At 67.5% G+C, this 21,521-nt stretch carries 16 protein-coding genes; 11 read left to right on the top strand and 5 right to left on the bottom strand.

Going from position 1 to position 21,521, the window contains the following annotated elements; all coding sequences use genetic code 11:
- Position 1: 1 nt before the first annotated feature.
- Positions 2–1,426 carry a CapA family protein gene (locus DEH84_RS19575; RefSeq protein WP_245932826.1) on the bottom strand — a complete coding sequence of 475 codons (1,425 nt, stop codon included), beginning with the start codon at positions 1,424–1,426 and terminating at the stop codon, positions 2–4.
- Between the two features lie 170 nt (positions 1,427–1,596).
- Here DEH84_RS19575 and DEH84_RS18030 point away from each other — a divergent pair, with 170 nt between their 5' ends.
- From DEH84_RS18030 to DEH84_RS18015, 4 genes are all read left to right on the top strand, one after another.
- Positions 1,597–2,667, top strand: coding sequence for an AraC family transcriptional regulator (locus DEH84_RS18030; RefSeq protein WP_159099061.1), 1,071 nt, complete (start codon positions 1,597–1,599; stop codon positions 2,665–2,667).
- Between the two features lie 63 nt (positions 2,668–2,730).
- A complete protein-coding gene (locus tag DEH84_RS18025; protein ID WP_109038597.1) occupies positions 2,731–4,383 on the top strand; it encodes a GMC oxidoreductase in 1,653 nt (550 codons plus the stop codon).
- A 30-nt stretch (positions 4,384–4,413) separates the two neighbouring features.
- Entirely contained in the window at positions 4,414–6,480 is a 2,067-nt protein-coding gene (locus DEH84_RS18020) for a CocE/NonD family hydrolase (protein ID WP_109038596.1), read from the top strand.
- A 115-nt stretch (positions 6,481–6,595) separates the two neighbouring features.
- A complete protein-coding gene (locus tag DEH84_RS18015) occupies positions 6,596–8,161 on the top strand; it encodes a methyl-accepting chemotaxis protein (protein ID WP_109038595.1) in 1,566 nt (521 codons plus the stop codon).
- A 36-nt stretch (positions 8,162–8,197) separates the two neighbouring features.
- Here DEH84_RS18015 and DEH84_RS18010 read toward each other — a convergent pair whose 3' ends face one another.
- A complete protein-coding gene (locus DEH84_RS18010) occupies positions 8,198–8,725 on the bottom strand; it encodes a hypothetical protein (protein ID WP_109038594.1) in 528 nt (175 codons plus the stop codon).
- A gap of 151 nt (positions 8,726–8,876) precedes the next feature.
- Here DEH84_RS18010 and DEH84_RS18005 point away from each other — a divergent pair, with 151 nt between their 5' ends.
- A complete protein-coding gene (locus DEH84_RS18005; protein ID WP_109038593.1) occupies positions 8,877–10,823 on the top strand; it encodes a phosphate transport regulator in 1,947 nt (648 codons plus the stop codon).
- Between the two features lies 1 nt (position 10,824).
- Positions 10,825–12,444 (top strand): PEP/pyruvate-binding domain-containing protein, encoded by a 1,620-nt coding sequence (locus DEH84_RS18000; RefSeq protein WP_109038592.1) that lies wholly within the window; start codon positions 10,825–10,827, stop codon positions 12,442–12,444.
- Between the two features lie 11 nt (positions 12,445–12,455).
- Here the strand turns inward: DEH84_RS18000 and DEH84_RS17995 are convergent, their stop codons facing one another.
- Positions 12,456–14,027: a flavin-containing monooxygenase gene (locus tag DEH84_RS17995; RefSeq protein WP_109038591.1), complete on the bottom strand. Its 1,572-nt coding sequence runs from the start codon at positions 14,025–14,027 to the stop codon at positions 12,456–12,458.
- 198 nt (positions 14,028–14,225) lie between these two features.
- Here DEH84_RS17995 and DEH84_RS17990 point away from each other — a divergent pair, with 198 nt between their 5' ends.
- The 5 genes from DEH84_RS17990 to fabI all read left to right on the top strand — a co-directional run bounded on the left by DEH84_RS17990 (position 14,226) and on the right by fabI (position 19,085).
- Positions 14,226–15,227 (top strand): AraC family transcriptional regulator, encoded by a 1,002-nt coding sequence (locus DEH84_RS17990; protein WP_109038590.1) that lies wholly within the window; start codon positions 14,226–14,228, stop codon positions 15,225–15,227.
- Positions 15,228–15,334: 107 nt separating this feature from the next.
- Positions 15,335–16,534 (top strand): site-specific integrase, encoded by a 1,200-nt coding sequence (locus DEH84_RS17985; RefSeq protein WP_109038589.1) that lies wholly within the window; start codon positions 15,335–15,337, stop codon positions 16,532–16,534.
- 133 nt (positions 16,535–16,667) lie between these two features.
- On the top strand, positions 16,668–16,991 hold the full coding sequence (locus DEH84_RS17980; RefSeq protein ID WP_179950644.1) for an H-NS histone family protein: 324 nt from the start codon (positions 16,668–16,670) through the stop codon (positions 16,989–16,991).
- A gap of 218 nt (positions 16,992–17,209) precedes the next feature.
- The gene (locus DEH84_RS17975) at positions 17,210–18,286 is read left to right on the top strand and encodes an AI-2E family transporter (protein WP_109038588.1); all 1,077 of its coding nucleotides are present in this window, start codon (positions 17,210–17,212) and stop codon (positions 18,284–18,286) included.
- 37 nt (positions 18,287–18,323) lie between these two features.
- Positions 18,324–19,085: an enoyl-ACP reductase FabI gene (gene fabI / locus DEH84_RS17970; RefSeq protein ID WP_109038587.1), complete on the top strand. Its 762-nt coding sequence runs from the start codon at positions 18,324–18,326 to the stop codon at positions 19,083–19,085.
- Positions 19,086–19,100: 15 nt separating this feature from the next.
- Here fabI and DEH84_RS17965 read toward each other — a convergent pair whose 3' ends face one another.
- Both DEH84_RS17965 and DEH84_RS17960 read right to left on the bottom strand, forming a co-directional pair.
- Positions 19,101–19,736, bottom strand: coding sequence for a hypothetical protein (locus DEH84_RS17965; protein ID WP_109038586.1), 636 nt, complete (start codon positions 19,734–19,736; stop codon positions 19,101–19,103).
- Positions 19,737–19,761: 25 nt separating this feature from the next.
- Positions 19,762–21,510: a putative porin gene (locus DEH84_RS17960; RefSeq protein ID WP_109038585.1), complete on the bottom strand. Its 1,749-nt coding sequence runs from the start codon at positions 21,508–21,510 to the stop codon at positions 19,762–19,764.
- Between the last annotated feature and the right edge of the window lie 11 nt (positions 21,511–21,521).

Here is a 21,521-nt window from a genome sequence, read left to right as displayed (position 1 = left end):
CTTACTTCGACACCGGGTGCGGCACGCCGCGTGCATCGATGCGCACGGTCTCCATGCGCCATGACGCCACGCCCTGGCGGTTCACCTCCATCCAGAGCAGGGCGCCCGTGTTGTTGAGCGGCTTGGTGAAGCCATCGAACACGAAGTTGCCCAGGCTGTAGACCACGGGCTTGCCGTCGATCACCTCCGTGTCCTGCACCAGGTGGGGATGCGTGCCGACCACGGCCGCCGCACCCGCTTCGATCATGCGGCGTGCCAGCGCACGTTGCCGCGCATGCGCCTGCTCATTGTCTTCCTGGCCCCAGTGCATGAAGGGGATGACCACATCGGCCCGGGCGCGCGCCAGGCGGATGTCGTGCAGCACCTGTTCGTCGTCGCTCCAGGCGATGCCGGCGTGGTCGTCGCCGGCTTCGAAGCGCCGGGGGAACATCTCGTTGTAGGCGATCAGCGCAATGCGAACGCCCTTACGCTCGATCACCCGGACCCGGTGCGCTTCGCGCAGATTGCGGCCGCCGCCCACATAGGGCAGGCCGGCACGGTCGAGGCGCGCCAGCATCTCCTCGAAGGCCTCAGCCCCGTAATCGCCCGAGTGGTTGTTGGCCAGGGACACCACATCGACGTGCTTCTGCAGCACCGGCAGCACGCGCGGGTGGGCCCGGAAGGTCCACGGCTTGGCCAGGGCCTTGCCGCTGCGGGCGATCACGCATTCGAGGTTGGCGATGCGCAGGTCGGCGGAGGCCAGCCGGCTGGCGACCGCCGCGAACGGGTCACCCCCGCGGCGGATGACATGCCCCGGCCCATCGGCCAGCATCACGTCGCCCATCCAGGCCAGCCGCACGGTGGGCCCGGCGTCGGTCACGCTGGCCTGTGGCGCAGGCGAGGGCGCGGCCACCACGGATGGGACCGTGCCGTCCACATCGGCCGCCCCGCGCGGCGTGGCGCCTGAACGCACCAGGGCGCAGCCCCAGGTGAGCTCGCGCCCCAGGTAAGGCGAGTACACGCGCTGCCAGCCGCTGAGCCGGGGGGCCCACGCATCGACCTCGGTGAGGAGCCCCCCGGTGCCGGTGGCCGCCGCCGGCCAGCTCACTTGCTGCAGCACCGCAGGGCCTTCCTCGGCTTCGGTGTCCGTGACAGTCACCGTCGCATGCGCAGCCTGCACGCCGTCGCCCAGCAGCACGGCCTTGAAACGGAAGCGTCCGCGCACGTCCGCGGCCCGGGGAGCGTACGGGTCGGCCGTGAGGGCCGATCGCACCAGCTGGGTGTGCCCAGCCACGCGCAGCGCGCACAGCAACTCTGGCAAGGCCGAGGGCCCCGGTTCGGCGGCGGCGCTGTGCGCGATGCCGGCCCACATCACCAAGGCCAGGGCGAGGATGGGCCGCCGCGGGCGGGATGCGGGCGGGCGGTGCGAGGCAGGAGCAGCGTGCATGGGGAAGAGCGCAGGGCGCGGGGTGCGAATTTGCGCGAGAGCATACGCCGGCCGGACCCGGCGTCGGGAAAGGTTTCCACACCCCGAAACGCGGTGACGGCATGGATTTCACGGACAGCGGTGAGGGGCTATGCGGCCCATGCTCAGCGCGTGAAACCTCCTGCCTTGCCATGCTGCGCGTCGCCCCCGTCAACCTGAAAATCCTTGCCTACACGCTGGAAGTGGAAGGCCATGACTCACGCGAACTGCTGCGCCGCTGCGGCCTGTGCGCGATGGAGGAGTTGCCCGAGGACGGCGAGTGGGTGCCGCTGGCGCAGTTCGACCACATGATGGCCGCGGCGATCGAGATCACCGGCGACCCGAGCTTCGGCCTGATTGCGGGCAAGAGCCTGGCGTTGATGAAGTACGGCGCCATCACGCCGGTGGTGCTTTCCACGCCGTCGCTGCGCGCCCTGCTGGGCGATGTGGGGCATTTCGCGCCGCTGGTGGTGCCCCGGGCAGAGATCGAACTGGTGGAAGAGGGGGCTCGGGCGCAGCTGCAGATCCACCCGGTGGTGCAGGGCGGTGCCAGCGGCCGCTTCCGCACCGAGCTGGTGGCCACCAGTGCCGTCCAGATGCTGCGGCTTGCCGGCGCCACGCCTGCCGACATCCAGGCGGTGCACTTTCCCCACGCAGCGCCCGCCGACCAGTTGTCGCGCTATGTCGCCACGTTCGGGCCGCACCTGTCCTTTTCGAGCAAGGCGTGCGCGGTGCACTTCGATGCGCGCCTGCTGGATGCGGCCTTGCCTGGCCATGATCCGGTCGCCTACCTCTCGGCGCGCACGCGGGCCGAGGCCTTACTGGCCGCGCTGCGTGCCGGCAACGACCTCGCCGAGCAGGTTCGCTCCGCGCTCTTGCTGGCCTTTCCAGATGTGCCGCCGCTGCCCGTGCTGGCGGCCCGGCTGGGCGCGAACGACCGCACGGTGAGGCGACAGCTGGCCGCGCTCGGCACCTCGTACGCCGACCTGGTGCAGGAGTGCCAGCGGCTGACGGCCGAGCGCCTGCTCGCGGAAGGCCGGATGCCGCTCAAGCAGATTGCCGACGCGTTGGGCTTCGCCTCGGTGCACAGCTTTCATCGCGCCTTCCGGCGGTGGTCGGGCCAGACCCCGGCCACATGGCGATCGGGCGGGCCGATGCCCGGTGTGACGTCGCATGCGGGATTGTCTGCACCCGCGCAGCCACAAGTTGGCCGCTGCGGCTAATGCCGACGGCGAGAGCGCTTCCTAGCATGGCCCCTCACTGAACCGCACACCAGAAAGCGACCCATGGCCAGCACCCGTCGTCAGTTCGGACAACAGCTCCTTGATGCCGCTGCGGCATGGGGCCTGCAGACCGTCGGTGCCACCGGCCACCTGGGGCGCACGGTGGCCCTGGGGGGGGCGGCGGCGGTCGCGGCGCGGGCGGCCCAGGCCGCCGCCGGGGTGGACCATGTGCGGGCGCTGGTGGTGGGCACCGGCTATGGCGGCGCGGTCACGGCGATGCGGCTTGCCCAGGCCGGCGTGCCGGTCACGATGCTGGAGATGGGCCAGTTGTGGAACAAGCCGGGCGCCGACGGCAAGGTGTTCTGCAACAGCCTCAAACCCGACGAGCGGGCCATGTGGTTCTCGACCCGCGCGGCCGCGGTGACGACCAGCCTGTTCAATATCCCCATCAACATCAAGGTGCCGTACGGGGCCGGTGTGCTGGACGTGCTGCGGGCGCCCAACGGGGCGATGGACGTCTACTGCGGCCGCGGCGTGGGCGGGGGCTCGCTCGTCAACATGGCCATCCTCATCACGCCGCAACGCGAGGTGCTGCGAACCTTGATGCCGGCCGGCTTCGATGTCGACGACTTCCTGCGCCGCCTCTGCCCCCGGGCGCTGACGCAGCTGAACCAGAATCGGATTCGACCGGCTTACTTCGAAGCGAGCCCCTACCACCGCTACGCGCGAGTGAACCGGGCGGCCCTGTCCAGGGCGGGCTACAGCACCGAGTTCCTCGATTGCGGCTACGACTTCCAGTACATGGAGCAGGAGGAAGCCGGTCTGGTGCCGAAGTCGGCGCTCGGCATGGAGGGCGGCTATGGCAACAACCATGGCAAGCGCGACCTCACGAAGAACTACCTGGCCGATGCGCTGGGCACGGGCCGGGTGAGCATCCGCGCCCTGTCGTCCGTCAAGCGCATCGAGCAGGCCCCCGATGGGCGCTACGTCGTCACGGTCGAAGAGATCGACACGCTGGGCAACCTGCAGCGCCGCTATGCATTGAGCTGCGACCACCTGTTCCTCGCCGGCGGCAGCATGGGCACGTCGGAGATGCTGGTGCGCGCACGCGAGACGGGCACCCTGCCCAACCTCAACCGGGCCATCGGCACACAGTGGAGCGCCAACAGCGACATCTTCGTGGTGCGGGGCAACCCGGTCTGGAGCCCCACGGGCACGAAGCAGTCGCTGGTACCGGCCACCGGATTCCATGCCCGGGATCAGGATGGGCTGCCGGTGTTCTCGATGAACATTCCGCTCCCGCTGGGCGTGGAATCGTGGACCAACATGAACATTGTCATGACGCAGAACCCCGAGCTCGGGACGTTTGCGTATGACCCGACCACGGGCCGCGCCGTGCTGAACTGGAATGGCCAGAACGCGCCGGCCGTGCGCAGCGCCCGGCACGTGTTCGACCGCGTGAACCAGGCGGCCGGCACCCACTACCGCACCGACCTGTTCAGTGGCAAGACCTTTGCCGACAGCACCACCTACCACCCGGTGGGCGGCTGCCCACTGGGCAAGGCCACCGATCTGTTCGGCCGCGTGGCTGGCTACGAACGCCTGTACGTGATGGACGGCGCCCTCATCCCGGGCGCCCTGGTGGCCAACCCGGCCCTGACCGTCGCCGCCCTGGCCGAACGCAACATCGAGCACATCCTGCTGCGCGATTTTTGACCCGCCCATTTCAAACCCCCTGGAGGAGCCATGAACCCATCTGCAACCCTTGACCGCCCCGCCTCGGTGCCGGCCACCTTGCGTGCACTCAGCCTGGCTGCGACAGTGCTGTGCCTGGCTGGCACCGCGACCGCGCAAAGCACGACGCTGGGCACACGGGGCACCACGGCCCAGGCCCTCACACCGGTGACCAGCAACGCAGGCGCGGTGTGGAAGGCGTACGCGCGGGCTGAAGAGCACCCCGGCTCCATCACGCTGCCGTTGCAGTTCATCACCACCCGCAGCGGCCACAAGTTGGCGGTGCTGGTGTCGGTGCCGGCCGATGCGCAAGGCAAGCCGGTACCAGGCGCCTTTCCGGCCATCCTGACCCAGACGGCTTACCGCATCGACGTGGGCCAGCTGCTGGGCTCGGTCTCGGGCACAGGCAACACCTTGCTGGTGGGCGGGCAGGACCGCTTCATGAACCGGCGTGGCTACATCTCGGTGGCGGTCGACGTGCTGGGATCGGGCATGTCGAGCGGCGAGGCGGCCCTGCTGGGTGAGGCCGAGCAGGCGGCGTATGCCGACGCCGTCGACTGGATCACGAAGCAGCCCTGGTTCAACGGCAACCTGGGTCTGGCGGGCACCTCGTTCCTGGGCATCACCAGCCTGCAGACCGCCAAGCAGCAGCATCCGGCGGTGAAGGCCGTGTTTGCGCAAGTGCCGATGGGCGATGCCTTCCGCGGCACGGTGGGCCCGGGCGGCCTGCTCAACGCCAATTTCATCAGCATCTGGCTGCCACTGACGCATTCGCTGAGCGTGGCCAACGACCTGGCAATCAAGAGCAACCCGGCCTACGCGGCGCAGATCGAGGCGGCCAACCAGCAGCACATCGCGTCGATCGACAGCTGGTACCTGCCCACGGTGGGCAACGCGCTGGCGGGCAAGCCGGGCTATGCAACGGACGACGGCACCTTCTGGTCGGTGCGCTCACCCATCGAAGGCGCCAGCCGCATCAAGGTGCCGACCTTCCTGGTGGGCAGCTCGAACGACATCTTCCAGCGCGACGAGCCCCTGCTGTACGAGCAGATCAAGCAGAGCGCCACGACCAAGCTGGTGATCCTGAAGGGCGCCCACATCCAGGCCGTGCTGGCCGCCTCTGGCGGGGCCGACAACCTCACCGCCCGTGGCGCGCCGGGCTCGGCCTCGCTGATGCTGCAGTGGTTCGATCAGTACCTGCGCGGCATGGACACAGGCGCCGCCACAATGCCCAACGTCACGCAGTTCGTGGAAGGCTACGGTGTACTGGGCAGCACCCGGTACGCACGGGCCACCGACTGGCCGCATCCGCAGATGAGTCCGCAGCGCATGTACCTGCGCGGCAACGCGAAGCTGAGCGCACTGAAGCCCACCACGATGGAGGCCGCCCGCACGGTGAGAGAGCCGGCTGCCCCCGTCATCACCTACGAGAAGAGCGAGGACGGCACGACGGTGAAGGCCAAGGTCCAGATCAACGATGGCAGCGACTGCTCGAGCAGCTTCGTGCAATGGTCGCTGGGCTTGCCGGGCCTGCTGCCCAAGGCCTGCTACACGAACAGTGCGGTGGTCGAGCGCACTCAGGGCGCGGTGATCTACGAGACCGAGCCGCTGCAGAGCGATCTCTATCTCAACGGCCCCATCCAGGCTGATGTCTGGATGTCGACCACCCGGCCCGACGCCGCCCTGGCCGTGCGGGTGGACGACGTGGATGTGTTCGGCAAGGCCACGCCCATCAGCACGGGCCTGCAGTCGGCCGCCTTCCGGGCGGTCGACCCGATGCGCTCGCGGCATGTCAACGGTGTCATGATCCAGCCCTGGCATCCGTTCACCGAGGCTTCGCGGCTGGCCGTGATCCCGGGCCAGCCGATGCTGGTGCCGGTGGAGGTGTTCCCGGCTGCGGCCCTGGTGCGCAAGGGCCACAAGCTGCGCATCGCCATCAGCGCGAGCAACCAGGCCATGGGCGTGTGGCCCGCGCCCCAGCAGGCCGGTGCGCTGGGCAACGTCACCACGATCTACAGCGACCCGGCCCGGCCTTCCAGCGTGGTGCTGCCCGTGGTGCCGACCAGTGCCTTGAACTGAGCGAGGCCACGCAGCCTTCGCCGCCGTGCTTACTTCTCGGTACGGCGGCGCCCGGCCCCTCAAGAACGGCCGCGCCCGTCCGAAATACCTGGGAAATTACCAGGAGACGAGGGTCATGAAGGCGCTGAACAACTTGAAGATGGGCCGACGGCTGGGGCTCGGCTTTGCCGTGGTGCTGACGCTCGTTGTGTGGATCTGTGCCCTCGGCTGGTTCAAGCTGCAATCCACCCGTGAAGGCGTGGAGCATGTCGCCGAGGTCAGCAGCGTGGCGGAGATGGCCGAGCACTGGCACAGCCTCACCACCTTGAACGTGACCCGCACACTGGCCATCGCCAAGTCGGGGAACGACGAAGCGGTGCAGGCGCAGTTCGGCGGCCAGATCAAGCAGACATCGGCCGAGATCTCCAAGCTCCAGAAGACCCTGGAAGAGGGGGCGGACACCGACGAGGAGCGGGCCACGTTCAAGGCGATTGCGGAACACCGCAAGGCCTACGTGGCGTCCCGGGACGAGGCGTTCAAGCGGCTGAAGGCCGGTGAACCCGACGCGGCGGCCTTCATTGACCGCGAGATGATGCCGCTCGCCGAACGCTACCTGAGCGCCATTGCCGAGGTGGGCACGAAGACGCAGGCCCACGCGCAGGCCATACAGAAGACGGTGGACGACGAAGTGAGCGCGGCGCAGGGCTTTATCCTCGCGTTGGGCGGCGCCTGTCTGCTCATCGGCGTGCTGGTGGCGCGCGCCATCACCGTGTCCGTCACGGGCCCGTTGGCCCATGTGGTGAAGGTGACCAAGGCAATTGCCGACGGGGACCTGACCCGCTCGTCGCGCATCGAAGGGCAGGACGAAGTGTCCGAGGTGCTGCGTTCTCTGCAGGCCATGCGCCAGTCGCTGGGGGGCATCGTGCAGGAGGTGCGTTACTCCACCGACTCCATCCGCGTGGCCAGCAGCGAGGTCGCCTCCGGTGGCATGGACCTGTCGAACCGCACCGAGCAGACAGCTTCCAGCCTGCAGGGCGCCGCCTCGTCCATGGAGCAGGTGGCGACCGGCGTGCTGCAGACCGCCGAGTCGGCCAGCACCGCGGCCGATCTGGCCCGTCAGGCGGCGGGTGCCGCCCAGCGCGGGGGCACCGTGGTGTCGCAGGTGGTCACGACCATGGGCGAGATCAACCAGCGCTCGCAGAAGATCGTCGACATCATCTCGGTGATCGACGGCATCGCGTTCCAGACCAACATCCTGGCGCTGAATGCCGCCGTGGAAGCCGCGCGAGCGGGTGAGCAGGGTCGCGGCTTTGCCGTGGTGGCCGGTGAAGTGCGTCTGCTGGCGCAACGCTCGGCCGAGGCCGCGAAGGAAATCAAGTCGCTGATCGGGGCTTCGGTCGAGTCGGTCGAGGCCGGCGCACGCCTGGTGGAAGAGGCCGGCACTTCGATGGGCGACATCGTGACCGCGGTGGAGCAGGTCAACCACATCATCAACGAGATCACCGAGGCGACCAAGGAGCAGTCGGCCGGCATCTCGCAGGTCAACCGCACCGTGGGCGAACTTGACAGCATGACGCAGCAGAACGCGGCGCTGGTCGAGGAGTCGGCCGCGGCGGCGGCCAGCATGAAAGACCAGGCAGCGCGGCTGGCGGAGCTGGTGTCGGTGTTCCGCGTGGAGTCATCCCGCGCGACGACCGTGTGATCCAACGAGGGGGGCCATCGCGGCCCCCCGGCTCTTTCAGGCCTTGCTGGGGCGGCCCTTCTTGATGGGCGCGAGTCCGGCCAGCGTCTCCTTCAGGCGGGCGTCACTCAGGCCCATCAGCGCGTGCAGGGCGGCGCGCAGCACCTCGCTCTTCTTGACCGGCATGCGCCATTCGAGCGCGCGCAACTTCACCTGATCGATCAGCGCCCATTCGTCGCTGGGCATGGTGAACGAATCCCGGACCATCTTGATCTTGGCGGCCTTGGGCGGCTTGGCCGGCTTGTCGGCCTTGACGCTCTTGCCGGGCTTGGACGGCTTCTCGGCCTTCGTGGCACTCGGCGCAGGAACGGGCGCGGCCGAAGCCTTCGGCGCCGTTTTCCGGGCGCTCACCGGCGTGCCCGTCGACTTCTTCGCCACCTTCGCCGGCGTGCGGGCCGGTGCCTTGGCGGACGAAGCCTTCTTCGCCGGGGTCGGTGCGACGGCGGGTGCTACGGGCAGCACGGCCGCCTCGGTGGGCTTCTGATCGGGCGATCCGGACGGGGTGTTGGGGGTGAGCGTGGCCATGAAATCCTCTCTTGTGACTGCTTGATGAAATAGTATAAATATTATATTCAATTGATGTGGGCAAGACGCTTGCACCCTGACTGGGGGGTGCCACGGCCGCGTCACACTTCGTGTCCAGACTCCCGACGTGCAACCACGTCAGGAGGGCGGCATGTTGAAAAAGCAGGCAGTGGCATCGCTGGGACATCGGGGGCTGCTGATGCCGGTCTGGGTGAAGGCCGCGCTGGCCGCCAACGACCGGCTGAAGGTCTACCTCACCGTGCTGCAGGCCTCTGCCCTGCGCGCGGCTCACCCGGACCGGGAGCCGCCTGACCTGTCGAACGAACTGCGTGCGGCCGGGCTCGAGGCGGCCGGCTGGCTGCACGACATGCCGGCGGCCGCCAGCGAGGTCGATGGCACCCTGCTGCTGCCCGAGTTGCCTGCGCTCGTTTCCGCGCTGAGCGAAGACCTCGCCGTGATGGCGCGCCCCGTGCTCGAGGCCTGCACCGATGACGTCGAGCCCCACGCCCGTGTCGGCCATTGGCAGGACTGGCTTGCGGGTCTGAAAGGCGAGCAGCTCGACCGGGCGCAACTGCGCAGCCTGACCCATGGTCAGCGGCATGGTGACGACAGCCTGCACCTGCTCGTCATGGACCTGCACAAGGCCATCAACCGCCTGTCTGCGGAGCTGGCCAGCGAGGTGATCGACGGTGCGCATGTCTGGCAGATCGACGAGGCCGACCGTGCCTGCATTCGCGCCTTCATGCGCGGCCTCAACCGTACCGCGCCCTTGAAGTTCGATCACCCCGGCCTGGACACGGCAGCGACGCGCGATGGCGCCCGGCTGCTGCTGCAGAACGACATCGGCACCAACGATGCCCATGTGCTCGTCATCCAGGTCGAGGACCGTCACATCAGTCTGACCTACTCCGATCTTCACCGCAGCCGGTTCGCGTTCTTCCAGGCCATGCTCGGGCCACTGGGCGGCATCTGGTCGGGCGTCGAATCGCGGCAGACTGCCGAGCTGAACGAGGGCAAGGCCTACACGGTCGGCACCGTGCGTTTCGAGCCCGAGACCGATGCGGCCCTGGAGGCCACGCTGGAGGGCATCGGCGCCCGCATCGTCTACCTGATCGACTGGAACCGCGCGCGCAAGCGCCTGCTGCACTTCGTGGACAAGGTGGGCGCCGTGGCGGTGCTGACCGCGGCGGCCGAGGCGGAAGCGGGCCACATGGGCTGGCTGAAGGCGGGTGGCGAGCACCTGATCTGGCAGGCCATGCAGGACGTGGATCAGGGCGCCTTCCGCATCGGCGACCGCCTGGACGAGGTGCTGGGCGCTGAGGGGGCCCGCCATTTCCTGGTGGACGTGCTGGTCCGGTCCAGCGAAGCCTTGCGACGCGGTGAGCCGGCGGCCCTGCTGGCCGATGAGGCCCGCATGCTGCTGTCGCGCATGGTGCACCAGCGCGGCGCCGGCTTCGACCTGCTGGAAGAACACGCCGCCTGGTGCCACGCCCTGGCTCAGGGTGTGAGCGATGTGCTGCTGCTGGGCCATGACGGCCTGCGTGATGCCGCTGCCGACCTGGCCGCGCGGGCCAAGGCCTGGGAGCGTCGCGCCGACCATCTGGTGATGCAGGCGCGGCAGGAGGCCGAGCGCCGGCCGCGCCTGGCGCCGGTGGTTCAACTGTTGAGCCTGTCTGACGACGTGGCGGATGCGCTGGAAGAGGCCTCCTTCCTGATGGGACTGGTGGCCGACCACCATCAGCAGGGCTGGAACGCCGAGGTGCGGCAGGCCTTGTCCCGGCTGGCGCAGACGGTGTTGCAGGCGGTGCAGGAACACGTCAAGGCGCTCGCCATTGCGCGCACACTGGATCACGCCAGCGAGACCAACGACACCGACGCGTTTCTTGCCGCCACCTGGAATGTGGTGCGCGCCGAGAAGCAGTGCGACGAGCTGCTGCGCCATGCGCGACGCGAGATCCTGCGCAGCGTGCACGATGCGCCCGCACTGATGCTGGCCAACGACCTGGCCCTGAGCCTCGAGCTTGCATCCGACCGCCTCCTGGCCGCCGGCTATGCCCTGCGCGCGCTCGTGCTCGATCAGTCTGCCAAGGGAGCCTGAGATGGCGGCCGATCTGCACGACACCTACTTCATCGGGTGCCTGCCCAGGACGGCGACGGCGAGGCTGCCGGTGTTTCAGCCCGCTCCCGATACCATGGGGTTCAAGGCCTGGAACCTGTTGAAAATGGCCGACATGGGTCTGCCGGTGCCGCCGGCCTTTGTGCTGGGAACGGGCTGGTGCCACGATGCGGCATCCCGTGCGGCCGCAGCGCAGCCGGCCACCTGGCAGGCCGGGCTGGCCGCGCTGGAGTCGCGCACCGGGCTGAGGCTGGGCCATGGGGGCCGTCCGCTGTTGCTGTCGGTGCGATCGGGTGCGCCGGTGTCGATGCCCGGCATGATGGAAACGCTGCTCAACATCGGCCTGTGCGATGCCACCGTGCCGGGGCTGCTGCGGCAGACCGGGCACCCGCGCCTCGTCTGGGATGCTTACCGCCGCCTGGTCGCGACGTATGGCGAGGTGGTGGCTGGCATCGACGCCCGCCACTTCGAAGACGCCACGCAGGCGCTGGCGGGCGGACGCAATGAGCGAGAACTGGATTTCGCCGAACTGAGGGACCTCACGCACCGACACCTGATGGTGTACCAGCAACAGGCCGGACACGCGTTCCCGCAGGACCCGCGTGTGCAGCTGTCTGGGGCCATCACGGCCGTGCTCGCGTCCTGGCAGTCCGAGCGCGCGCAGGCTTACCGTGCCTCGCACGGCATCGCCGATGACATCGGCACCGCCGTGACCGTGCAGACCATGGTGTTCGGCAATGCGGGCGGGCGCTCGGGCGCGGGCGTGGGCTTCACGCGCAACCCCGCCACCGGCGAGCCCGGCCTCTGGGTCGACTTCCTGTTCAATGCGCAGGGCGAAGACGTGGTCTCGGGCCGCCACAGCGCGCACGGACACACCTTGCTCGCCAGCGTGCTGCCGCTGACCTGGCACGCCTTGCAGGACGCGGCCCGGCACCTCGAGCGTGAACTGGGCGACATGCAGGACTTCGAGTTCACCGTGCAGGACGGGACGCTGTGGATGCTGCAGACGCGCAGCGGCAAACGCACCCCGCGCGCGACGGCCCGCATCGCGCTGGACCTGCTGGATGAAGGCCTCCTTTCCCGGGCTGAAGCGCAGGCGCGCGTGCGCCACCTGAAGCCGGCTCACCTGACTTCCCGGCGCGTCGTGGGAGAGGATGGCGCGCCCCTGGCCCCGTTGGCCGAAGCCGTGCCGGCCTGTGATGGCGTGGCCAGCGGAGAGATCGCACTGGATGAAGCCCGCGTGCAGGCGCGTCAGGCGCAAGGCGTGTCGACCGTGCTGCTGCGGGTCGACGCCGAAACCAGCGACATCGCCGCGCTGGAGCGCGCCGAGGGCCTGCTGACCCAGCGCGGCGCACGGACGTCGCATGCCGCCGTGGTGGCTCGGCAGTTGGGCAAGGTCTGCCTGGTGGGCTGCGACGCCCTGCGCATCGACCTGGCGGCCCGCCGTGTGGAACTGGGCGGGCAGACCTTTCAGGAGGGCGAGACCCTCACCCTCGATGGCCACGCCGGCCGCATCTACCGCGGGGTGGCACGTACCGAGGCCGATGTGCCCGCCGACCTGTGTGCCCGCCTGGCGGCCCTGCAGGGCGACGCGACGGGCTGACAGAGCTGCGTTCAGCGCGGCTGGCCCATGCGCGCCATCGCCTGGCCGGCCAGGCCCGCCGGTGTGCCCATGGCGCCGGTCACCGCGTGCGCCTTGCATTTGCCGAAGACGTAATCCGCCTCCTTCACCGAGCGGGTTTCCAGCCAGTAGCGCCACGTCGACTTCGGCCAGATCGCGAAGTTGATGCCGTCGGCCGTCTGGTACCAGCTCTTGCAGCCCGAGCTCCACACCGTGCCCTTGAGGCTCTGTGTCATCTCGCCCAGGAAGCGCTGCATCGCCTGGGGCTTCACGTCGATCCAATCGGCGTTCTTGCGCTTGACCAGCTTGATGCACTCGATGATGTAGTTCACCTGCGCCTCGATCATGAAGATGATGGAGTTGTGCCCCAGGCCCGTGTGCGGCCCGACCAACTGGTACATGTTCGGGTAGTTGGCCGTGGTGATGCCGTAGTAGCTGGTGGGGCTGACCTTCCAGTCCTCCTGCACGGTGTGGCCGTTCAGGCCGCGCAGTTCGAAGCTCTTCATGTAGATGCGCGGGTCGACCACGAAGCCGGTGCCCAGGATCACGCAGTCGAGCTTGCGCTCCCGGCCGTCCTTCGTGACGATGCCGGTTTCGGTGAAGTGCGAGATCGCGTCGGTCACCAACTCGACGTTGGGCCGGTTGAAGGCCGGATACCACTTGTTCGAAATCAGGATGCGCTTGCAGCCCAGCGTGTAGTCGGGCGTGAGCTTCTTGACCAGCGCCGGGTCCTTCACCTGGTAGGCGATGAACTTCTTGAGCAGGCCTTCGCCGATGCGCGCCATCCACGGATTCAGGATGGGCCACAGGCGCGATTCGTTCGTCCAGTAGCAACGCCAGCGGTGCAGCGTCTGCGTGAAGGGCAGGGCCTTGAACATCGCCTTGCGCAGGCCCGAGTAGCTGCGTTCGTCACGCGGGATGACCCACGCCGGCGTGCGCTGGAAGACGTGCAGCTTGCCCACCTTGGGCGCAATCTCGGGCACGTACTGGATGGCCGAGCCGCCGGTGCCGAGCGAGGCCACGCGCTTGCCCTTGAGGTCGTAGCCGTGGTCCCACTGCGCCGAGTGCATCACCTTGCCCTGGAAGGTGTCCAGGCCCTTGATGTCGGGGAAGGCCGGCACATGCAGCGGGCCCGAGGCGAGCACCCAGTGGCGCGCCATGATGGTTTCGCCGCCGGCGGTCTTGATCACCCAACGGCCCGTGCCTTCGTTGAACACGGCGCTCACCACCTCCTGGTTGAAGTGGATCTTGGGACGCAGGTTGTGCTTCTTGACGGTGTCGAGGATGTACTGCTGGATCTCGTGCCAGGGGGCATAGCGCTTGGTCCAGTCCGATTTCTTCTCGAACGAGTACGAGTACATGTGCGACTGCACGTCGCATGCTGCGCCGGGGTAATGGTTGTCGCGCCAGGCCCCACCGACTTCGCCCGCCTTCTCGAGGATCAGGAAGTCGTGGATGCCGTGCTTCTGCAGCTGAATGGCCATGGCCAGGCCGCCGAAGCCGGCGCCGGCAATGGCCACTTCGACCTGATGAACGACGGGGCGAGCAGCGTGTGCGGTGTTCATGTCTTGTCCCTCGGGATCTGGGTTGTGAAGGCCACCTGTGCGCGCCGTGCAATTCAGGGGCGTGTCTCCGAACATGGCGCGATGGTGGCCGCCCGCATCCCGAGGGGCCATGCTAGATTCGACCGACAAATTGATCGTTTCGGCCAGAACAGGCCGTTTCCCGGGTTAACCCCGCCCGCCAAATTGATCTGAATCAACATGAGCACCCGATCGATCCTGGGCCTGATTTACATGGTTCAGGGCCTCAAGCAGCTCGGAGAAGACCCCGAGCCGGTGCTGCAGCGGCACGGCCTGACACTGGAGCAGCTCGATCCGAGCACGCGCATCGAGCGCTCGCGCGAATTACGCATCTACGCCGACCTGGCTGAGGGGTTGCACGATCCGCTGGTGGGCCTGCGGCTGGGTGGCTTCTATGGGCTGGCCGGTTACGGCCCCCTGGTGATGCTGCTGATGACCTGCGCCAATGCGTACGAGGCGTTCCAGATGGGCATCCGCTATCAGAAGCTGACCTATCTGTTCGGCACACTGCGCATGGAGCCCGGCGAGCGCCTGAGCGCCCTGGTGCTGCAACCCATGCCCATGCCACCCCAGGCCTTCCGCTTCCGGGTGGACGGCGAGGTGTCAGGCACCTACAAAATGGTGCGCGACATGCAGGCCACGCTGGGCATGGACATTCACGCCGAGCGCATCGACATGCCCTATCCACGGCCTGCGGAGGCCGCGGCGTACGAGACCTACTTCGGTTGCCCCGTGCGCTTTGGCGAGCACGAGGCGCGGTTCTGGCTGCGCAACGAGCACCTGCAGGTGCGCTTTCCGACGGCCGATGCGTCAGGCCATGCGATGTACCGAGCGATGTGCGACCAGCAACTGCAGGCGCAGGAGCGCACCGACGACACGCTGTCGGAGAAGGTGTTGGCCCATCTAGGGCTGTTCAGCGGGGCGTTCCCGACGGTGGAAGCCGTGGCCCGCACGTTCGACCTCAGCGAGCGCAGCCTGCGCCGCGCGCTCAGTGAAGAAGGGCGCAGCTTTCGCGACCTGCTTGCTGAGGCGCGCTACGCAAAGGCCCGTCATCTGTTGAAGCACAGCAGCCTGTCGGTGGAGGACATCGCGCACCAGCTGGGTTATGCGGAGTCTGCTGCGTTCATCCATGCCTTCCAGAGGTGGGCTGGGCAAAGTCCGTCCGTGTACCGGGGTCGGTGACTGAATTCAACTAACCGCAAAAGGAGGACAGTTAGTCGGAACTGTTCCCATGAGCTCGGTGGGCGTTAGAGTTCGGTAATCTCTTTGCGGTTAGTTGAAATCCGTCGATGCCCATCCCCGTCTTCGACGCCTCCGGCGCGGTCCCGATAGTGCAGCCCGTCCAGTACACCGTCGAAACGCTCCTGGCGGCGCTGCACACCCAGGCCTATGCGGCCACCAGCCGCGCCCGCACCCGAGGCCCCGACACCTTGTCCGCCGAGGCTGTGGCGGTCTACCGCACGATGGTGTCAGCCTATGCACAGTGGGCGCACGCAGCTGGTATCGACGTGTTCGCCGAACCCCAGACGGCCATCAACGGGTTTCTGGCCGAGCGCTGTACAGGGCCCCGGCCGTGGTCAGCGGCCACCCATCGGAGATATGCGCGCTTGCTGACCCGCTTGCACTGGGCGCACGGTGGCGGGGCGCTCGTGGTGATCGAAGGACAAGCGGAAAGACCTGCCGCAGCGGCCGTTCGCAACGATGTTGATCATGAATGGATGGGAGGTGCGACGGCCTGGATATCGCGCGGTGAGGTCGACCGATTGATTGCGCCGCTGATGGCGCAACTGCCCTTAGATCTCTTGCAGGTGCTTTCCCGGCTGCCTGTCACTGGTCCGGCCATCGAAGTGCCGCAAACGCCGGCGGCCTCGTGGAAACTTGCGCGCGACCTGGTGATGCTCTCCATGGGGCTCGATATTGGCGTGCGATTTCAGGAAATCCGCCTGCTCAGGCAAGGTTCGGTCCAGATCGACCGCGTACGCGCACAACTCGTGGTGCACCGGGACGAAACCGCCCGCACGGCAAAACACCGCACGATCGCGTCGCCACGAAACGACGGTGGGCCGCGGCAACTCGGCCTGTGGCGTGCGCAGGTTCTTCTGAAGTGGTGGCTGGCGACCATGCCAGCCGCGCTGCAAGGCGCTGACAACGTCCTTTTCCCGTCCACGGCGAAGGGCGGTTCGCTTACTGCCTCGACGGCCTACCGGATACTGGAGCGCCTCGGCGCGGCATCGCCCGATCCAGTGCACTGGCTTTTCACCGGAGGCATCCAATCCCTGCGGAAGGCCCACATTCAGATGGCGCTCTCCGAGGGCGTGTCGCCCCATCTGCTGCAGGCGCAGCTCGGACTGCATCGGCTGGAGTCGGTGCAGCGCTATCTCGAGGATTCAGTAGCTGCGCTGAACATGGTGGTGCAGTCCATAGAAGAAAGGACACAGGCCACACATGAAGATGACACCCGCACAGCCAATTCGAGATGCGAAATCTAACGAATATTGCGCAGCGTGAACATTTCTTTATGGCTGCCGGTTGTCGACACAGGGCGCAGGCGAGCAACGCATCGCAAAACCAGCGTTCCGTGTATCATCCGTGCGAATATCTTTTGCATCACCGGAGACGAGTATGAATTACCAAGAACTGTCCGCCAAGAAGGCCGATCTGCTGCGTCAGGCACAGGAACTCGAGAAACAGATCGAGGAAGCGAAAAAGGCCGAGCGCTCTGCCGTCATCGTCAAGATTCGCCAAATGCTGGCTGACAACGGCCTGACCGTGGCGGACCTGGCTTCCGTGAAAACTGGCAAGACCGGCGCTGGCGCGGGCTCGAAAGTGGCCCCGAAATACCAGGATCCGAACAGCGGCGCCACCTGGAGCGGTCGCGGTCTGAAGCCGAAGTGGGTGCAGGCCGCGCTGGCCGCCGGCAAATCGCTGGACGACCTGAAGGTCTGAGTTTCGGCCCGGTCATCTGCACCGGGCCCGGGCGCATTGCATTGCGCCTCCTAAATTGCCGGCAACGACTGCCGCAGTTTGTTCAATTGCGGCAATTTGCCGTATCGGCCGGCGCAGCAAGCGCCGAGCCTGTCCAGCCACCCCCTGTCTCCGGGGGGCGGGCATCCTGGCTGCTCTAGGCCGGGCATGACACGCCTTTCCTCCTTCCTTTTCCGTCCATGGTGACGGGCACGTTCGCCCGGCAAGTGGGCTTTGTCATCGGGGCGCTCGGCGTCATCCTGCTCGCCTGGCGGCTCAGCGATGTGCTGGTGCTCGCCTTCGGTGCCACCGTGCTGGCCACCGCGCTGCTTGCGGGATCGACGCGGCTCGAGCGCTTGTTTGGCCTGCCGCCAAGAACCGCCGTGATCGTCACCTTGCTGCTGGTCACGATGGCGCTCGCGTTTGGCGGCTGGCTGGTGGGCGATCGGTTTGCAGAGCAGATGGAGCGGTTGCGCGAGCGCCTGCCCGCGGCCATCGAGGCGGCCACCACCTGGTTGCGGCAACAAACCTTCGGGCAGAGCGTGCTGCAATGGTGGCGCAATGGCATGAAGGGCGATGCGGTGTCGTGGGCGCCGGTGGTGAACGCAGCCGGCCTGACGTTCGGCGCACTGGGCAGTGCAGCGCTGATGGTGGTCCTGGCCATCTACCTGGCGCTGGACCCGGAGCTGTACCGACGTGGCGTGCTGAGACTGGTGCCACAGACGCTGCGCCCCCGCATGGCCGCCGCGTTCGAGGCGAGCTCGGAGGGCCTGCAACGCTGGCTTCTGGGGCAGGGCATCTCGATGCTCTTCGTGGGCTGCGCCACTGCCATCGGTCTGGCCGTGCTCGGCATGCCCATGGCCCTGTCCATTGGCGTGATCGCCGGGCTCATGGACTTCGTTCCCTACTTCGGCCCCATTGCATCCGGCCTGCTGGCGGTGCTGTTTGCCTTTACCGAAGGCCCCGAGAAAGCGCTGTACGTGGGCCTGCTCGCCATCGCGATCCAGCAGTTCGAGGGCAATGTGTTGATGCCTGTGGTGCAGCGACGCGCGGTCGAGCTGCCTCCGGTGCTGGGCCTGCTGTCTGTGGTCGTGTTCGGGCTGCTGTTCGGCGTGGCTGGCGTGGTCTTCGCCACGCCGTTGATGGTGGTGACGATGATCCTGGTGCAGAAGCTTTATGTGCAGGAAGTGCTGCACGACCCGATGCCCGCGACGGTCGAGCCCGACCGCGACGCCACACCCCCTCACATGCCCATTGCAGAGCGACGCGACACCTGAGAGGATTTGCGGCACCGCAGCATCGCAAGGGCGTGAGATGTTTTCTTTGCAAGGCAAGAAGGGCCTCGTCGTGGGCGTGGCCAACGAGCACAGCATCGCGTGGGGTGCCGCACGGTCCTTTCGCGAAGCGGGCGCCGATCTGGCCCTGACCTGGTTCAACGACAAGGCCAGGCCGTACGTCGAACCGCTGGCCCGTTCGGTGGACGCACAGATTCTGATGCCGCTCGACGTGGAGGTCCCCGGGCAGATGGAAGCCGTGTTCCAGGCGATCACGACGCAGTGGGGCCGCCTGGATTTCGTGCTGCACTCCATTGCCTTTGCGCCGCGCTCCGACCTGCATGGCCGCGTCACCGACGCATCCAGAGAAGGCTTTGCTCGTGCGATGGACATCTCGTGTCATTCGTTTGCCCGCATGGCGCACCTGGCCGAGCCGTTGATGGCACACGGAGGCAGCCTGCTCACCATGAGCTACGTCGGCGCGGAAGAGGTGATCCCCGGCTATGGCGTGATGGGGCCGGTGAAGGCCGCGCTGGAGGCCAGCACGCGCTACATGGCGTGCGAACTGGGCCCGAAAGGCATCCGCGTCAACGCGGTGTCACCTGGGCCGCTGGCCACGCGTGCAGCCTCCGGCATTCCTGATTTCGACGCGCTGATGGCCGATGCCATTGCGCGGGCACCGTTGCGGCGGCTGGTGGACCTGGACGATGTCGGGGCCCTGTGCACCTTCCTGGTCAGCGATGCGGCCAAGTCCATCACTGGCAACACGCTGTTCGTGGACGCCGGCTTTCACGTGCTGTGACGGCGGCGCGGCTGGTTAGCGGGCGTCGGGTGCGGCGCGCTGGCGGGCCTTGGCCAGGCGCTCGGCGTAGGTGGCCTGGGCGTTTTCCAGCGTCACGCGGCCTGCCTGGACAAAGGGCTCGTTTTCCTGGAAGACGTCGAGCAAGCCCTTGTTCTCGTAGCGGGCCAGCAGTTCCTGGCCCAGTGCCGTCAGGGTGGCGTTGTCTGCGCGGCAGGAAGCCAGGCTCTGCCCTTGGGCGGTGAGCTGTTGTTGGGCGCGTTGCTCGGCCTGTTGGGCGGCAGAACGGGCCTGGCGGCTGGCATCGTTCAGGCGCGCCACTTCTTCACGCGCCTGCTGCAACTCGGCCTCCAGACGGGTCCGGTCGGCGCGCAAGCCGCTGGTTTCCTCCTGCAAGGCCTGAAGCTTGCGTGCCGCCGCACCCTGGCCCGCCCGTGCCGCCGCCAGTGCGCTGTCGAACTCGCCTTTCTGGCGTGCCACTGCGGCCTGGGCGGCCTGTTGACTGGCCTGCAGTTCCGACTGCACCTGCTGTTGCTGGCGTAGTTGCTCTCGCAGGCGGCGGATCTGCTCGCGTTCCCGGTCGGACTGGGCGTGGGCCGGCAGCACAGCCGCCAGCGCGACGGCCATCCACACGCAGCCTTTCGCCCAGGTCATGCGCGTCGTTGCGCGAGGCCGAAGGTCAGAAGCGCACATTGAGATCCACCTGCAGCGTGTTGACCTGGTACTTCGCCTTGCTCTGGGCGTTGGTCAGGTTGTTGAGCGGAGAGTCGATCGTGCGGCCGGCCAGGTAGCGCACGCCCAGCATCGTCTGGCGGGCCAGCCCGAGGTTGAAGCCGAGCGTGTAGCCCTCGAGGTTGGTGCCCCCGAGGCCGAGGTCGCTGTCGTTGAAGGCGTCGAGCACCGCGTCCGAGCCGATGTGGCGGTACGAGGTCGTGAGCTGCCAGTGGCCTAGGTCGGTCACCTCGGGCCAGCCGAACGCGGCCTTCATGATGTAGCCGTCGTCCTTGCCACCCGGGTTCACGCGGGCAAAGGCGCTGCCCGCACGTCGGCGGAAGTCAGCGACATCGAAGCCCAGGTTCTTCGCGTACTCGGCCGACACCATCAGGCTGAAGGGCGCAAAGTGCATGAACTCTGCCGACGCGGTCAACACCATCGGCTCGAACTTGTAGGCCAGGCCCCAGACCGGCGTCAGGTCGGCCGGGTTGGTCTGAAACAGCGTGTTGCCCTTCTGGCGCAGGTTGCGGCCGTACTCGTGGCGTCCGTACACGATGGGGTCGGCCACACTCCCGCCGCTGGACTCGACGTAGTAGCCGTTGTCTTCGCGGCCTTCCAGATTCTGGTAGCGGTAGTAAGCCAGACCAAGTTTCACCTTGGTGCGAGAGGTCGGCTCGAGCTGCGCGCCAACCTGCGCGCCGATCAGGGATCGCCCGCCGCGCTCGCCCGGCCGTTGCTCGCGGATCGGGAACCAGCCGACCGTGGCGAACGGAACGGCGGTGCGGTCTTCGTTGAACCACCGCGCGCTGGCAGCCACGCCTTCGAAGTTGAGGTTTTCCGACCAGACCATTTCGGTGCCGAACCACGGGTTGGGAATGCGCCCCGCCTGCAGGGTCACGTACTCGTTCGGATCCAGGCGCAGGAAAGCCCGGTCGAGAAACACCTGGTACTTGTTGAAGTCCTGGCCCAGCGTCTGGTTGGTGGAGACGCGGTCCGTCGCGCTGCCGGTGGTCAGCCGGAACCCGGCTCCGACTTCGTCGCTGACCTTGGCCGAGATCGCCAGGCGCGCACGGAGTCGCTCGCGGCTGCGGGCCTTCTGCGTGTTACCCGACGCCAGCGCGTAGTCCGCACCATCGATGGTCACGGCTTCGTAGCCCATGAAATCGGCCGCACGGGTCAGGCCGCCAGTTCCGCTGAACAGCGCGGCCACGTAGTCGTCGGCCGGGGTGTTGTCGCTGGAAGGGCGGTCCTTCTGATAGCGGTAGCGGATGTCGCCCTCGATGCGCACTCGGTCGATCCAGGACGGCGCGTTCGGCACCCCCCAGCGTTCCTGTCGGGCCTGGGCCAGCACCTCTTCCCGCACCTCGTTGCGCAGTTGGGTGCGCGCTGCCTCGCTGAGGTAGGGCACACGGATCACGGGGCGTGCGCCGGTGCCGGTTCCGCCGGGCTCCTGGTTCGCCTGCAAGGTGCCCGCGCCAGCCGGTTTCGCTGCAACGGCCTGTGCCGCCCGCTGCTGGGCCTGCTTCAGGATGGCATCGGCCTTGTCCCGTGTCAGCACGCCGGATTCCACCAGCACTTCAATCAGGCTCAGCGTCGTCTGGTGTGCCGCTTCGATGGCGGATGCCTGGTCGGCCCGGGCCGCGGGGGCAGCGAGGACAGCCAGCACGGACAGCGCCATCAGGGTGGGCCGGACAGGAACAGATGTGAACTTCATGGGATGGAGGA

This window comes from Aquabacterium olei, assembly GCF_003100395.1.
Lineage (GTDB): Bacteria > Pseudomonadota > Gammaproteobacteria > Burkholderiales > Burkholderiaceae_C > Aquabacterium > Aquabacterium olei.
Note: the sequence above shows the minus strand (reverse complement) of the source record. Positions and strands in the feature narration are given on the sequence as shown.